12 protein-coding genes are annotated in these 15,035 nt (G+C 71.1%); 5 read left to right on the top strand and 7 right to left on the bottom strand.

Translation table 11 applies throughout. The features are described from left to right. Positions 1–39 precede the first annotated feature (39 nt). The 7 genes from HNQ79_RS16335 to mtnA form a co-directional block, all read right to left on the bottom strand. Entirely contained in the window at positions 40–801 is a 762-nt protein-coding gene (locus tag HNQ79_RS16335; protein ID WP_185031662.1) for a response regulator, read from the bottom strand. Between the two features lie 212 nt (positions 802–1,013). Then, complete coding sequence (gene hpf, locus HNQ79_RS34530) at positions 1,014–1,709, bottom strand: ribosome hibernation-promoting factor, HPF/YfiA family (protein WP_185031660.1); 696 nt, start codon at positions 1,707–1,709, stop codon at positions 1,014–1,016. 313 nt (positions 1,710–2,022) lie between these two features. Continuing rightward, entirely contained in the window at positions 2,023–2,841 is an 819-nt protein-coding gene (locus HNQ79_RS16325; protein WP_185032114.1) for a ComF family protein, read from the bottom strand. A 165-nt stretch (positions 2,842–3,006) separates the two neighbouring features. Further along, a complete protein-coding gene (locus HNQ79_RS16320) occupies positions 3,007–4,935 on the bottom strand; it encodes an LpqB family beta-propeller domain-containing protein (RefSeq protein ID WP_308437309.1) in 1,929 nt (642 codons plus the stop codon). A 106-nt stretch (positions 4,936–5,041) separates the two neighbouring features. Beyond that, positions 5,042–7,333 carry an MtrAB system histidine kinase MtrB gene (gene mtrB / locus HNQ79_RS16315; RefSeq protein ID WP_185031658.1) on the bottom strand — a complete coding sequence of 764 codons (2,292 nt, stop codon included), beginning with the start codon at positions 7,331–7,333 and terminating at the stop codon, positions 5,042–5,044. A gap of 1 nt (position 7,334) precedes the next feature. Continuing rightward, positions 7,335–8,024: a two-component system response regulator MtrA gene (gene mtrA / locus HNQ79_RS16310; protein ID WP_190012324.1), complete on the bottom strand. Its 690-nt coding sequence runs from the start codon at positions 8,022–8,024 to the stop codon at positions 7,335–7,337. Positions 8,025–8,028: 4 nt separating this feature from the next. Next, positions 8,029–9,174 (bottom strand): S-methyl-5-thioribose-1-phosphate isomerase, encoded by a 1,146-nt coding sequence (gene mtnA, locus HNQ79_RS16305; protein ID WP_185031654.1) that lies wholly within the window; start codon positions 9,172–9,174, stop codon positions 8,029–8,031. A gap of 149 nt (positions 9,175–9,323) precedes the next feature. On the opposite strand from mtnA, the gene HNQ79_RS16300 reads away from it, so the two are divergent. From HNQ79_RS16300 to HNQ79_RS16280, 5 genes are read left to right on the top strand one after another with little or no spacing between them, the layout of a single operon-like run. Next, on the top strand, positions 9,324–10,601 hold the full coding sequence (locus HNQ79_RS16300) for a DUF7847 domain-containing protein (RefSeq protein WP_185031652.1): 1,278 nt from the start codon (positions 9,324–9,326) through the stop codon (positions 10,599–10,601). Positions 10,602–10,608: 7 nt separating this feature from the next. Continuing rightward, entirely contained in the window at positions 10,609–11,310 is a 702-nt protein-coding gene (locus tag HNQ79_RS16295) for a DUF4129 domain-containing protein (RefSeq protein WP_373312385.1), read from the top strand. Then, a complete protein-coding gene (locus HNQ79_RS16290) occupies positions 11,307–12,563 on the top strand; it encodes a DUF4350 domain-containing protein (protein WP_185031650.1) in 1,257 nt (418 codons plus the stop codon). Before HNQ79_RS16295 ends, HNQ79_RS16290 begins: the two co-directional genes overlap by 4 nt. Next, a complete protein-coding gene (locus HNQ79_RS16285; protein WP_185031648.1) occupies positions 12,560–13,558 on the top strand; it encodes an AAA family ATPase in 999 nt (332 codons plus the stop codon). Before HNQ79_RS16290 ends, HNQ79_RS16285 begins: the two co-directional genes overlap by 4 nt. 10 nt (positions 13,559–13,568) lie before the next feature. Further along, positions 13,569–14,885, top strand: a complete 1,317-nt coding sequence (locus HNQ79_RS16280; protein ID WP_185031646.1) for a DUF58 domain-containing protein — start codon at positions 13,569–13,571, stop codon at positions 14,883–14,885. Positions 14,886–15,035 lie beyond the last annotated feature (150 nt).

The raw sequence follows: 15,035 nt of genomic DNA, 5'->3' as shown, positions 1-15,035 counted from the left end.
GCGCGCTTCCCCCGGTCGGCGTCGCGACCGGTCCTCGGCTCAGCGGATTTCGAGGATCTTTTCCCGCATCGCGTAGACGACGGCCTCCATCCGGGAGTGCAGCTGCAGCTTCTCCAGGATGTTGCGCACGTGGTTCTTCACGGTGTTCTCCGAGATGAACAGTTCCTTGGCGATGTCCCGGTTGTTCATCCCGGTGGCCACCAGCTTCAGCACTTCCAGCTCGCGGTCGGTCAGCCGGGGGGCGGGCACCAGTCGCCGTTCGTCGGAGCGCTGGATCATCGACTTGAACTCGGTGAGCAGCTTCGACGCCATCGAGGGGCTGATCTGCGACTGCCCGTCGGCCACCGCCCGGATCGCCGTGGACACCTCGTCCGTCGAGATCTCCTTCAGCAGGTATCCCGTCGCGCCCGCCTTGATCGCGTCATAGAGGTCGGCCTCCTCGTCGCTGATCGTCAGCATGATGATCTTCGCACTGGGGGCCACCTCCTTGATCGAGGTGCATGCCTCGATCCCGCCTCGCCGGGGCATCCGCACGTCCATCAGCACGATGTCCGGCAGCAGGTCGGCCGCCTTGTCCACGGCCTCCGCGCCGTCCGCGGCCTCGCCGACGACCTGGATGTCCTCCTCCTGCGCCAGGACGATCTCCAGCCCCCGGCGGAAGAGTGCGTGATCGTCCACCACCAGAACCCGGATCGGCTCCTTGCGGGACGCGCCCCCGTGCGTGCCGACGTCCGCGTCCACCGCGCGGCCGGCGTCCCGCGCACCGTCACCGCTGTGCACCGGACCGAAGCTGTCCGCCATCGTTCCTCCCCCTGAGGCCATGGCCCGGAGTTCATGTGCTGCGCCAACCACAGTCCGCAGAGCACCCCTTGACTTGCGGTGACATGATTCCATGCCCGGAAGACGGAGCGTTCGCTTCCGGCCGCACACACCGGTGCCCCCGGAAGGCGCGCACGCCCTCCGGGGGCACCACCCTCAGGTGGTACGGCGCGCGGGGCGCCGCCGTTCAGCGGTCATCCGCCGAGTGCGCCGCCACCGCCGCCGACCTCGGACTCGGCCAACGGGTCGGTGTTCAGGTGGATGACTCCGTAGTCGTACGCGTGCCGCCGGTAGACGACACTCGGTTCCTTCGTCTCGGCGTCGACGAAGAGGTAGAAGTCGTGTCCGACCAGTTCCATCTCGTAGAGCGCCTGGTCGAGCGACATGGGTGCGGCCACATGGGTCTTCTCCCGGACCACCAGCGGACCGTCGCCCTGCACCTCCAGCGAACCGACCTTCTTCGTGGGGACCCCCCCGTCGGACTCGGCGTGGTCCACGGCGAGTTGGCCGTCGCTGTCGAGCACCGCCGCGTCCGGCACGGTGTTCCCCACCTCGGCCGCCGACAGCCTGCCGTTGCCGCGACGGGTGTGGCGCTTGTCGTGCTGCTTGCGCAGCCGCGCCTCCAGCTTTCCGGTTGCCAGGTCGAGCGCCGCATACGGGTCGCCCGCCGATGCCTCCGCCCGGATGACGGGCCCGCGCCCGTGGACCGTGATCTCCACCCGGTCCGAGCGGTCGGCCTGCCGCGGGTTGGGCTCCTTGGACACCTCCACGTCGAGGCTGATCACTTTGCCGTCGAGCTTCTGGATCCTCTCCAGCTTGAGCTTTTCCGCCACGTGCTTGCGGAACCGCTCGGGTACTTCGGTCTTGCGGCCCTTGACGACGATGTCCACGCAGAACTCCGTTCCCGGATCACTCCGCTCATCGGCGGAGCATCTCCCTCTTGCACCAGACTCCGGTCAGTCCCGAAGTCTCGGACTTGGCGACTTCACCTCCTCCTCCCCCGTAGGGAAGATCCACACCCCCGAATTTCCGGGGTGCGAGGGAAAACCTGAAGCACGGCAGTGCAATAAGTGAGGCACAGCGGCTGCGATTCCTCACTTCCGAACATAGCTCGCTCGGACGGGGGTCGGCACCCGCTACCGCCACGTACCGCCATTCCGGTGTTTTTCCCCTCTCACTACCTGCAACGATGCAAGTAGGCGTTCAGTTCCAGTTTATTTCGAAAGATAACGGAGGGGCTGCGACAACCGCAGCGGTGCTCTCGCGCATTGCGGTATTTCCGGTGCCGGCCCCCGGGCCGGCACCAGGTGCGATCGCCCGCGCGGCCTCCGCCAGCGAGGCACCGGTGGTCATCAGGTCGTCCACCAGCACCACCTCTCCGCTCGCCAGCAGCCGGTGGCCGCCGGGCACCACCTCCAGCGCCCCGGCCAGGTTCGCCGACCGCTCCCGGGCACCCAGCCCCACCTGGTCGCCGACCGCCCGCCGGTGCCTCAGCACCGGTGCGACCCGCGCGCGCACCCCGCTCCGACGCAGCTCCGCAGCTGCCGCGTAGGCGATCCGCCGCACCGGATCGTGCCCCCGGGCGCCGACCGAACGGCGTACGGAGGGCACGGGCACCAGCACTGCTTCCCGTGTCTCTTCCACTGCCGGACCGTCTACCCAGCGGCCCGGCGTATACGCCCCTGGCGTTCCGGGAGTCGCCGCTCCCACCTGCGCCTCCGTCGCGGGCAGCGCGCCCGCCACCGCCCGTGCCAAGGCCGCCCCGAGCGGTTCCGCGAGCCCCAGCGCGCCCCGCTCCTTGTGCGCCAGCAGCACCGCTCGCGCGACGTCCTCGTACCGTGCCGCCGCGTGCACGACGGGGAGCCCCGGCGGCTCCGGCACCGGCCGCACCCGGGCCGGCCCCGCCCCGTACAGTTCCCCGGCGCACTCCTCGCAGACCCCGGACGGCGCCCGCGGCCGGCCGCAGCCCGCGCAGGCCACGGGCAGCACCAGCGCGGCCAGCTCAAGCCGCCATCCCCGCAGTCCCCGCATGCCCCCACTGTGCCCGCGGCTGCCGCACCCCGGCCACCCCTGTGGAAAACCCGCCGACCGCCCAGCCGCCTGTGGAAAACATGCTCGCGGACCGCCCCCTACCGGGCAGTCCGCGAGCATTCCGGTCCTCTGCGCCACTCCCGTCGCGCGGTTCGGCTACCCCGGGTAGAAGGGCATCGAGCCCTTCTGCACCACCGTCTTCCAGTTGGCCCCGGGCGGCAGCCGTACGATCCCGTCCTCCTGCGACTGCGCCAGCAACGGCAGATGCTCGGAATCGGCGGCCGCGACGGCAGTCACCTGGTTGGCGCCCGGCAGCAGCCCGGCGGCCGAGGTGGAGCCGTCCGTCTGCACGTACCGCATCTGCTGCACCCCACCGGCCTCCCGGCCCACCACGACCAGCCGGCTGTGTCCGGCCCAGGACATGGCGGTCACTTCCTCCATCTGCGGGGCGGCGGGCCGCAGTCCGCCCACCTCGACCTCGGGCTTCTCCCGCGTGCCGCTGTGTTCCACCCGGCCGATCTTCAGCGTCTTGCGCTCCTTCTCCACCACCAGCAGCGCGATCCGCACGCCGTCGGCGGACACCCGCAACGAGTCGACGTACCCGTCACCGAGTCCGTGGACCGTCACCTCCTGCGGCGGTTCCGTCCCGCCCACCGAACGCAGCAGTTTCGACGTCTTCCGGTCGCGGTCGCGGTCCGCGAACCACAGATTGCCCCGCCCGTCCCAACTCGGCACGGACAGCGGCTCCTCCGCCTCGTGATCACTGCGGTAGAGGGCCGAGTACTCGCCACCCGCCACGAGGGGGGCGACGAGCATGCGGCGCCCGTCCTCCGCCACTCCCGCCGCGTTCTCCTCGTCGCGCGAGACCCCCGCGGACTTCAGACGCAGCCCGTTCGCCCCCAGCGCCCCGGGCACCGCCTGCGCCTCCTCACCGTCCTCCTGTTCGCGCATCTGTACCAGCCGGTGCCTGCTGTTCAGGAAGTACTGATGGACCGGGCCGACGGAACCACCGGACTGCGGCGCGTACTTGTCCGACTGGGATTCAGTGAGCCTGCACAGGGAAGTGGCGTCCTCGCTCTGGATCTCCACCTCCTGGATCCGCGAAGTCGTCGTCAGGTCCCGCAAGGTGAACAGGAGTTGCGCCGCCATGTCCGTGCAGCGCTTGCGGTTGACGTTCGCCGCCTTGTCGCCGAGCGGCACGGTGAGGGAGTTGTTGTCCCCGAAGGCCAGGGTCTTGACGCCGCCCTTGAGCGTTGCGTCGCTCGGGAAGCCCGAACTGACCACGGACTTCAGCCAGGACGACGGCCCGTCCATCAGCGCCTTGACGGCCTGCGCCACGGGGTCGAGCCGGGTCTGCGGATCGGTCCGCTTGCGCACGTACACCGGGTCGGCGACGAGCCACGGCTGCCCGGAGTCGTCGTCCCCGTGGTTCGACGCGAAGTAGTACGTGTTGACGGAACGGAAGATGCGCTGGAAGTCGGACTCACCGAGCACCAGCCCCTTCGGCGGTGCGCCGATCCGCCACTCCCCGGGGTCCTGCTTGTTGTCCGGGTTCTTCTCGCGGACCAGGCCCAGCGCCTTGCTGTACGGCTCCGGCGCCGACCGGTAGGCGTTCTGCTTGTCGAGGTAGGCGACCTGCTTCCCGCTGAGCGCGTACGAAGGCGTCTCACTGCTGTGCCGGGCGGGGGTGACCTTCTGCGTCGGCCCCGCGGCCAGGACCGTGGTGACCTCGCTCGGATCCCAATCCTTGGCCGCGCCCTTGGTGAGGTACTTGCGCGCGGTGTCGAACCCCGGGTCGTCACTGGTCATCGCTTCGACGAAGCCTTCGACGATCTCCTCCGGCAGGGCTCCGGGACGCGGCGGCACGCTGTACACCCGTACCTGCGAATCGAACCGCGGGGACGCCTTGACCTCGCGCACATCTCCATCGTCGGGCATCGAGCCGCAGCCCACGGCGGTCAGCAGCAACGCCGCCCCCGTCACGAGCACCGTCGCCCGGCGCCCCCGCCCCCGACCGGTCCCGCGACGGCCGAATCCGCCGGCTCCGCGCGTACCGCCGTCGGCCGTGCCGTCGGATTGGCCCACGACGTCGCTCCCCCGCCTGTCCTTCGCGTCCCTCACCGCGGCGCCGACCGGCGCACCGCCCGTACGGTGTGTGCTCCCGCTGCGGTACCTGCCGCGGCCACGACCCTCAACGTCCACGCGGGGTGTCCTCCCGGTCCCTGTCCTGGCTCCGTCCCTGCGCCGGACGGCCCCCCGTACGGCCACCGGCGCCTTCTGTCGCACCGCCGCCGTCGGCCGCACTGCTTCCGTCGGCCGCACCGCCCCGCGCCGAGACGCGTCCGCCCTCGCCGGCACCGCCGTCGCCCCGGGGCTCGTCCTCGGCCCGACGGGACACCACTCTGGCGCCGCTGCCGGGCAGCGCGGTCGGGTCCGCGGACGGCACAGGTCCCGTGCCGAGTCCCGGTATCGGCCCGTTCCGCCGCTCGCCCGTCGGCTGTACGGGTACGGACGCGAGCCTGGTGTTCCCGCCGCCCGCGGCGTCGGACGGCTGCGTCCCCTGCGCCACGCGCGCGCGTGCCCGCCGCGAGTCCTCGGGCTCCAGCGGTATCGGCGAGCCGCGCAACGGCTCGTCGACCGTGCGCGGCAGGGTCAGCCGGAACTGCGACCCGCCGCCCGGTTCGCCCCACGCCTGAAGCCAGCCGCCGTGCAGCCGCGCGTCCTCGACCGCGATCGACAGACCCAGTCCGGTGCCGCCGGTGGTCCTGGCCCGTGCCGGGTCGGCCCGCCAGAAGCGGCTGAACACCCGGGTCGCCTCGCCCGGCTTGAGGCCGACGCCGTAGTCCCGGACCGCCACCGCCACCGCACCGCCCGCGGCCCCCAGACGTACCACCACGTCCTGGCCCTCGCCGTGCTCCACGGCGTTGACGACGAGGTTGCGCAGCACCCGCTCGACACGCCGGGCGTCCGCCTCGACCACCACGGGCTGCTCGTCCCCGACGACCCGGATCACCGTGCCCTTGCGCTCGGCGAGCGGCTCGGCCGCGTCGATGACCCGTCGTACGACCTCACGCAGATCTATCGGCTCGGCCTCCAGCGCGGCGGCGCCCGCGTCGAACCTGCTGATCTCCAGCAGATCCGCCAGCAGCGACTCGAACCGGTCGATCTGGCCGACCAGCAGCTCCGCGGATCGCTCCGTCACGGGGTCGAAATCGCTCTTCGCGTCATGGATGACATCGGCGGCCATCCGCACCGTCGTCAGGGGCGTGCGCAGCTCGTGCGACACGTCGGACACGAACCGCCGCTGCATCCGCGACAGGTCCTCCAGCTGCTGGATCTTCAGCTGCAAGTTCTGCGCCATCTTGTTGAAGGCCTCGCCGAGCCGCGCGATGTCGTCCTCGCCGGTCACCTTCATCCGTTCCTGGAGCCGCCCGGCGGACAGCCGCTCGGCAACCCCTGCGGCCATCCGCACGGGCGTGACCACCTGCCGCACCACCAGCCAGGCGATGGCGCCGAGCAGCACGACCACGAAGAGTCCCGCGGTCGTCAGCGTGTTCGTGACGACCTTGAGCGAGGCCTCCTCCTGCGTCAGCGGGAAGAGGTAGTAGAGCTGGTACGGCTGACCGCTCACGTCGTTGAGCCGCTTGCCCACGACCAGGCCGGGCTCGGACGGCTGCGCGTCGTTGCTGTAGACGATCCGTACGTACCGCTGGTACGCCTCGGCACCGTTGTCGACCCGGTCCCTGAGGTCCTGGGGGACGCTCGCCAGGGGGTCGACGCCCCCGGAGGCGCGGGGCCCGCGCTGACTCGTCGCCTCGTCCGAGACGGCGCTCAGGGCGACCACGTTGAAGGCCTTCTGTCCGCCGCTGGAAAGTTGTTCCACCAGGTCGGAACGCCAGTTGGCAGCGTTGCGGGCCGCCCGCCTGTCGGCGGTGTCGCCCTCCTGGCCGCCCTGGTCCACCGGGGTGCTGGCGCGTTCCTGGGCCGCGGCGAAACCGCCACGGGCCTGGTTCTGGGCGGCCTCCACCTTCGAGTTGAGCAGCCCGTTCTTGACTGCGCTGATCACCACGAAGCCCAGCAGCAGCACCACTCCGAGCGACATCAGCAAGGTGGTGGCAACCACCCGAAGCTGGATGTTGCGCCGCCACAGCCGCGCCGCCGGCAACAGGGGGCGCCGCACGAGACGTACGACCATACGCAGCACGGGACCACCGGGCGCTCCGTCCTGGAGCAGCCGGCCCACCCGGGACGCACCGCGCCCGGAACGGCCGGACGACCCCGATGCCCGCGAACCCCCGGACGCGCCCGCACCCACCGCGGCGCCCGGTTCCGCCGAAGTCCCGGAAGGGTCGGTGGTGCCGGTGCGGACCGTGGGGCCCGAAGAGCCGGCGCGGCCCGTGGGTGCGGGTCGCCCGGCGCCGGCAGTCCGCTCCGTACGGCTTCCCGGCTCCCCGGGTTTCGGAGCAGCACTGCCAGGCTTCATATCAGTTCGGTCCGGCCTTGTAGCCGACACCGCGCACCGTCACGACGATCTCCGGACGTTCCGGGTCCTTCTCGACCTTCGAGCGCAGCCGCTGGACGTGCACGTTGACCAGTCGGGTGTCCGCGGCGTGCCGGTACCCCCAGACCTGCTCCAGCAGCACCTCTCGGGTGAACACCTGCCAGGGCTTGCGGGCGAGCGCGACCAGCAGGTCGAACTCCAGCGGGGTCAGAGCGATCGACTGCCCCTCGCGCTTCACCGAGTGCCCGGCCACATCGATGACCAGGTCACCTATGGCCAGCTGCTCCGGCGCGGGTTCCTCCGACCTCCTCAGCCTCGCCCGGATCCGGGCGACGAGCTCCTTGGGCTTGAACGGCTTGACGATGTAGTCGTCGGCGCCGGACTCCAGCCCGACCACCACGTCCACGGTGTCGCTCTTCGCCGTAAGCATCACGATCGGCACTCCGGACTCGGCCCGGATCAGACGGCAGACCTCGATGCCGTCCCGTCCGGGCAGCATGAGGTCCAGCAGCACCAGGTCAGGCTTGGCCTCCCTGAACGCTGCGAGCGCCTTGTCGCCGTCCGCGACGAACGACGGTTCAAAACCTTCTCCACGCAACACAATGCCGAGCATCTCGGCCAGTGCGGTGTCATCGTCAACGACGAGAACGCGACCCTTCATAAACGCCATCATCCCATTAGCTCATCGTTACCCGTCGTGACCTGGCACACAGCTCGGCGAGACCGGTCCCGGTCACCGGAGAAACAGCCCCCTCCTCGGTGACGATCGCCGTCACCAATTCCGGCGGCGTCACGTCGAACGCCGGGTTGTACGCCTGGGTCCCGAGCGGTGCCACCGGCAGCCCGGAGCCCCCCTCGACGCCGGCGGCCGAGAACGCACCGGTGAGTTCCGTCACTTCCAGCCCGGAGCGCTGCTCCACCTCGATGGCCGCCCCGTCCGGCGTCCCCAGATCTACTGTGGTCAGCGGCGCGACCACGAGGAACGGCACGTGGTGGTACTTCGCGAGCACCGCGAGCGGATAGCTCCCCACCTTGTTCGCGACCGAACCGTCGGCCGCGATCCGGTCCGCCCCGATCAGCACGGCGTCCACCTCGCCCGCCGCGAACAGCGAGCCCGCCGCGTTGTCCGTGAGCAGCGTGTACGCCATCCCTCTGCGCGCCGCCTCGTACGCGGTCAGCCGGGAACCCTGCAGCAACGGACGCGTCTCGTCCACCCACAGCCGTCGCAGCCGGCCCACCCGGTGCGCCGCCAGCGCCACCGCGAACGCCGTGCCTTCACCACCGGACACCAGCGCCCCGGTGTTGCAGTGGGTCAGGATCCGGTGGCCCCCGCCGGGCAGCAGTTCGTCGAGCAGTGCCAGCCCGTGCCCGGCCATCGCCGCGCTCGCCGCGGCGTCCTGCCTGTGCAGTTCCCGAGCAGCCTCCAGCGCGGCGGCGGCAGCGCCTTCCTCGTCCGCCCCCTTCTCGCACGCGGTCCGGTGCGCCGCGGCGGCCCGGCGCACCCCGTACCCGAGGTTGACCGCGGTGGGCCGCGCGCCCGACAGCTGGGCCGCCGCCTCGTCGACGTCGAAGCCCCGCCTGGCGGCGAGTGCCACCCCGTACGCCCCGGCGAGGCCGAGAAGCGGAGCCCCCCGCACCGCCAGCGTCTGAATCGCCTGTACGAGCGCGGGCACGTCCGTACAGACCAGCTCGACCTCCTCCGTGGGCAGCCTGGTCTGGTCGAGGAGCACGAGTACCGGTCCTTCGGGCGGCTCCTCCCATCGCAGAGAGGGCAGCGCGGGCGGTTCTGCGCCCACCGTGTTGTGCGCGTCCTGATCAGCCATCCGCCCAGTCTGCCCCGTACCGCCCCGACTTTTGAAGGTGCCAACGACCACCGGGCTGCCCGGGGGCCGGTCCACCCGTGGACACCCCATGGCACGATGGCTGACAACCAGCCGCCGCACCCGCGGACGGGCACCGTGAAGGAGCGACGATGAACGACTCTCCGGGCTGGGCCTCGCCCGGACCCGCCCCCTCCGACGGCCGGCCGCCGGAGAACTCCGGCCACACCGATCCCACCGACCCGGCTGCCGGTTCCCCGGAGAGCGCCTCGAAGTGGTCGAAGGAACAGCCCCCCGCAGGCCAGTGGTCCGCTCCTGGCACCACCGAGCCGCGCAGACACGCCCAGTCCCCGCCCCGGCAAGGGTGGAACGGGCCGCAGCAAGGCGGCGGTTGGGGAGCACCCGGCCCCGGCGGATGGGGCGGTCCGCCGCCCGCGGCCAAGCCCGGCGTCATCCCGCTGCGCCCCCTCGGCGTCGGCGACATCCTGGACGGTGCGGTCTCCACCATGCGCGCCCACTGGCGCACGGTCCTCGCCATCACGGTCAGTATCGCCGTGCTCATGCAGATCGCGGACACTCTGATCCAGCGCTATCTGCTGCCCGCGCCGCTTGCCGTCGACCCGAACCCCGCCCCTTCCGAAGCCCTCGGCCAGCTCTCCGACTCCCTGCGGAACGCGCTGAGCAGCCAGGGTCCGTCCACGGGGATCGCCCTCATCGGCACCCTCTTCACCACCGCGCTGCTCACCATGGTGGTCAGTCGCTCCGTACTCGGCCGCCCGGTAACCCTCGCCGACGCGTGGCGCGAGGCGAAGCCCCAACTGCTCAGGCTGCTCGGCCTCACGCTGCTGATGGTGGTGGGCGCGGCTGCCATCACCGCGGTGGGCGTGTTCCCCGGAATCCTCGTCGCCCGGGTGGCGACTCCTGTCGCCGGAGCGCTGCTCAGCGCACTGGGCGGGCTCGCGGCGTTGACGGTCGTGATCTGGCTGTGGGTCCGGTTCTCCCTCGCCTCCCCGGCGCTGATGCTGGAACGGCAGTCCATCGCCCAGTCCGTGCGCCGCTCCGCGAAGCTGGTCAAGGGCTCCTGGTGGCGGATCTTCGGCATCACCCTGCTGACCCAGCTCCTGATCGTCCTCGTGTCGCTCCTGCTCATGATGGTCTTCTCCGTCATCGCCCTGCTGGTCGACGGTGAAGGTCTCAGCAACCTCCTGGAGGGATCCGCGCCGGACTTCGGCTGGACGTTCCTGATCATCGTCGGCATCGGCGCGGTCATCGCGACGGCCATCACCTACCCGATCTCCGCAGGCGTGACGGTCCTCCTCTACATCGACCAGCGCATCCGCCGCGAAGCCCTCGACCTGGACCTCGCGCGCGCGGCCGGCCTGAACGGATACGGCACCGACCAGCCGGCCGACGACACCCCAGGGAGCTGATGCGCCGGTGACAGTGACGGGGGCCACTGCCACGACCGGGCCACGGGTGCGCGCCGACGGCGACGTGCCCGTGGACACCCCACGCGTGCCGGCCCGCGAGGCCGCCGAGCGTGAACTGTCCGACCCGATGTACCACGCGAACGACCCGAACCTCCTCCAACGCGCCTTCGACAGCTTCTGGGACTGGATGGGCGGTCTCCTGGACGCCGCCTCCAGCGCAAGTCCCGGCGGCACGCTCGGCCTGGTCGCCGTCGGCGCGGTCGTCGCCCTCCTGATTCTCGGTCTCTGGTGGCGCCTGGGCACCCCGGTACGCACCGCTTCCTCCGCCTCCTCACTCTTCGGCGACAGCCCCCGCAGCGCCGCGGAACACCGCACCGCCGCCGAGGCCCACGCCGCGGCGAGCCGCTGGAACGCGGCCGTCCAGGAACGGATGCGAGCCCTCGTCCGCTCCCTCGAAGAACGCACCCTCCTGGACCACCGCCCCGGCCGCACCGCCGACGAGGCCGCCGCCGACGCCGGCCGCGTCCTGCCGGACCACGCCGCCCGCCTGCACGCCGCCGCCCGTTCCTTCGACGACGTCACATACGGCAACCGCACCGCGGACAAGTCCGCATACGAGCGCCTGCGCGCACTCGACCTGGACCTGGACACTACGAAGCCCTCCCTCACGGTCACGCCCACCGCCTCCCCCACCGGAGGCCCCCGATGACCACCGCGCCCCACCACCCCAGCACCTCCAATTCGCCCGGCCACCCCCACACCTCAAGCGCCGCTCACCCCTCGGGCACTTCGACCCCCACCCCTTCCCAGGTCTGGGAACGCGCCCGCGGCGTCCTGCTCGTCCTCGGCGTCCTCCTGCTGGCGGGCGTCGTCCTCGCCGCGCTCCAGTCCGGCGACCAGCACGGCCGTCTCGACCCCCGTTCGGCAGACCCCCAGGGATCCCGCGCCGTCGCCGAACTCCTCAAGGACCGCGGCGTCACCATCCGCGTCGTCACCACTCTCGCCGAGGCGACCGCCGCCACCGGCCCGAACTCCACCCTGCTGGTCACGTCCCCGAACCTCCTCACCCCCTCCCAACAGCGCTCCCTGTACACCGCCGCCTCTCCGTCCCGCGGCCGCACCGTCCTCGTCGCGCCAGGTCCCCTTTCTCTTCGCGCCCTCGCCCCGGGCGTCCGCGCCGACCTTCCGGCCGTCCCCATCACCCCCCGCGAGCCCGGCTGCGCCCTGTCCGCAGCCGCCACCGCAGGGAGAGTCGAACTCGGCGGCCTGCGCTACACCACCCGCGCCCCACACGACGCCTGCTACCCGGCGGAAGACCGTCCCTCCCTACTCCGCCTCACCACCTCCCACACCGGTGACACGGTCCTCCTCGGGGCCGCCGACCTCCTGCACAACGAGCGCCTCGCCCACCAAGGCAACGCCTCGCTCGCCCTCCAACTCCTGGGCTCCCGCCCCCAGCTCGTCTGGTACCTCCCCTCTCTCGACGACCCGACAGCCACCGATCCCGGTAGCGACGGCCCGGACGCCACCACCGGCTTCCTCTCCCATGTCCCTAGCGGCTGGATCTGGGGAACCTTCCAGCTCGCTCTCGCCGCCGTACTCGCCGCACTGTGGCGCGCCCGGCGACTCGGCCCCGTGGTGACCGAGCACCTCCCCGTCGTCATCCACGCCTCCGAGACCACCGAAGGCCGCGCCCGTCTCTACCTCAGGGCCAACGCCCGCGACCGTGCCGCCTCCACACTCCGCTCGGCCACCCGCGCCCGCCTCGCCTCCCTCCTCGGTGTCCCCGCGGCCCAGTGCGACTCCCCCACCGCGCTCCTCCCGGCCGTCTCCACACGTCTCCCCGGCACCGCCAGGGATCTCAACTCCCTTCTCTTCGGCCCCACTCCGTCTCACGACGCAGGCCTCATCGGCCTGGCCGACGAACTCGACGCCCTCGAAAGAGAGGTTCGCGCCTCATGAGCGCCCACCCCGCAGAGACCCCCCTCGACAACCGCGCGACGAGCCCCGACAGCGCCCGCGCTTCCCTCGAAGCCCTTCGCTCCGAGATCGCCAAGGCCGTGGTCGGCCAGGACCCGGCGGTCACCGGCCTCGTCGTGGCCCTCCTCTGCCGTGGGCACGTGCTCCTCGAAGGCGTCCCCGGCGTCGCCAAGACCCTCCTCGTCCGAGCCCTGGCCGCGTCCCTCGAACTCGACACCAAACGCGTCCAGTTCACACCCGACCTGATGCCCAGCGACGTCACCGGTTCCCTCGTCTACGACTCCCGCAGCGCCGCATTCTCCTTCCGGCCCGGCCCTGTCTTCACCAACCTCCTCCTCGCCGACGAAATCAATCGCACTCCGCCCAAGACCCAGTCCTCCCTCCTCGAAGCGATGGAGGAACGTCAGGTAACGGTCGACGGCGTCACCCGCTCCCTCCCCGACCCCTTCCTCGTCGCCGCCACGCAGAACCCCGTCGAGTACGAGGGCACCTATCCGCTGCCGGAAGCCCAGCTAGACCGCTTCCTCCTGAAACTCACGGTCCCCCTCCCCGGCCGACAGGACGAGATCGACGTGCTCACCCGCCACGCCGAAGGCTTCGACCCGCGAGACCTGAAGGCGGCGGGCGTACGCCCCGCCGCCGGTCCCTCGGACCTGGAAGCCGCCCGGTCAGCCGTTGCCATGACCTCGGTATCCCCCGAGATCACCGGCTATGTCGTCGACATCTGTCGCGCCACCCGCGAATCCCCCTCCCTGACTCTCGGCGTTTCCCCCAGAGGCGCCACTGCCCTGCTCTCCACCGCCCGCGCCTGGGCCTGGCTCACCGGCAGGGACTACGTCATCCCCGACGACGTCAAAGCCCTCGCCCTCCCCACGCTCCGGCATCGCATCCAACTCCGCCCCGCAGCAGAGATGGAGGGCGTCACCGCCGACTCCGTCATCACCTCCGTCCTCGCCCACGTACCCGTCCCTCGTTGAGACGGCGACCATGTCCCTCACCGTCACCGGCAGGACCGCCCTGCTCGCGGCCCTCGGAACCCTCCCCGTCGGCATCCTCGCGCCGAACTGGTCGGGGATCCTCGCGGTCAACGCGCCCCTCACACTCGCAATCCTGTGCGACTACGCCCTCGCCGCGCCAGTGCGAAAGCTCCAATTCACCCGATCTGGTGATACATCCGTTCGAATCGGCGAAACCGCCACCGTTCAACTGACCGTCACCAACCCGACGCCCCGCCGCCTGCGTGCCCGGCTCCGCGATGCCTGGCCGCCCAGCAGCTGGCAACCAGGCGCCGAGGTCACCGCCTCGCGGCACAAGCTCACGGTCCCCCCGGGCGAACGTCGCCGCCTCTCCACAGAGCTGCACCCGACCCGCCGCGGCGACCGCCAGGCACAGAGCCTCACGGTCCGCTCGTACGGCCCCATGGGTCTGGCCGCCCGCCAAGGCAGCCATCAAGTCCCATGGACCGTCCGCGTACTTCCCCCGTTCACCAGCCGCAAGCACCTCGCGTCCAAGCTCGCCCGCCTGCGCGAACTCGACGGCCGTACCAGCGTGTTGACCCGCGGCGAGGGCACCGAGTTCGACAGCCTCCGGGAGTACGTCCCCGGTGACGACACGCGCTCCATCGACTGGCGCGCCACTGCCCGCCAGAACTCCGTCGCCGTGCGCACATGGCGGCCGGAGCGCGATCGGCACCTCTTGGTGGTTCTGGACACCGGCCGCACCTCGGCCGGACGCGTCGGCGACATTCCCAAGCTGGACGCCTCCATGGACGCCGCCCTGCTTCTCGCAGCTCTCGCCTCGCGCGCCGGGGACCGCGTGGACCTCCTGGCGTACGACCGTCGCATTCGCGCCCAAGTGCAAGGCAGGTCTGCCGGAGATCTTCTCCCCGCACTGGTCAATGCCATGGCCCCGCTTGAGCCCGAACTCATCGAGACCGACGCTCGGGGCCTCAGCGCCACCGCCCTGCGCTGCGCTCCCCGTCGTTCCCTGCTCGTGCTTCTCAGCAGCCTGGAGGCAGCTGCCGTCGAGGAAGGCCTTCTTCCGGTGCTTCCACAACTCACTCAGCGGCACACGGTTCTCGTAGCCTCGGTGGCAGACCCCCGGACGGCAGAGATGGCCGGTGCCAGGGGGTCGGCCCAGTCCGTCTACGAGGCAGCAGCGGCCACTCAGTCCGAGGAACAGCGACGCGCTACGGCGGAAAAGCTTCGTCGGCAGGGACTCAGTGTCGTAGATGCCACTCCCGAATCCCTGGCTCCGGATCTCGCCGACGCCTACCTGACTCTGAAAGCATCCGGCCGTCTGTAGGCCACGGCACGTCGGGAAACCGACACCGGCCCGCTCCAGGGCCATTTCTCCGGTAAACGCAGAAAAGCCCCGTACCGGTATCCCCGGCACGGGGCTCTTCGCAATGATTGTTCGGCGGCGTCCTACTCTCCCACAGGGTCCCCCCTGCAG

The sequence above is a fragment of the Streptomyces candidus genome (assembly GCF_014207445.1).
Lineage (GTDB): Bacteria > Actinomycetota > Actinomycetes > Streptomycetales > Streptomycetaceae > Streptomyces > Streptomyces candidus.
This window is presented reverse-complemented; position numbering and strand designations above follow the sequence as displayed.

Excerpts from the sequence above, each read along its gene's own strand:
- HNQ79_RS16335 (WP_185031662.1), bottom strand. The coding sequence starts at position 801 with ATGGCGGACAGCTTCGGTCCGGTGCACAGCGGTGACGGTGCGCGGGAC.
- mtrB (WP_185031658.1), bottom strand. The coding sequence starts at position 7,333 with ATGAAGCCTGGCAGTGCTGCTCCGAAACCCGGGGAGCCGGGAAGCCGT.
- mtrA (WP_190012324.1), bottom strand. The coding sequence starts at position 8,024 with ATGATGGCGTTTATGAAGGGTCGCGTTCTCGTCGTTGACGATGACACC.
- mtnA (WP_185031654.1), bottom strand. The coding sequence starts at position 9,174 with ATGGCTGATCAGGACGCGCACAACACGGTGGGCGCAGAACCGCCCGCG.
- HNQ79_RS16300 (WP_185031652.1), top strand. The coding sequence starts at position 9,324 with ATGAACGACTCTCCGGGCTGGGCCTCGCCCGGACCCGCCCCCTCCGAC.
- HNQ79_RS16290 (WP_185031650.1), top strand. The coding sequence starts at position 11,307 with ATGACCACCGCGCCCCACCACCCCAGCACCTCCAATTCGCCCGGCCAC.
- HNQ79_RS16285 (WP_185031648.1), top strand. The coding sequence starts at position 12,560 with ATGAGCGCCCACCCCGCAGAGACCCCCCTCGACAACCGCGCGACGAGC.
- HNQ79_RS16280 (WP_185031646.1), top strand. The coding sequence starts at position 13,569 with ATGTCCCTCACCGTCACCGGCAGGACCGCCCTGCTCGCGGCCCTCGGA.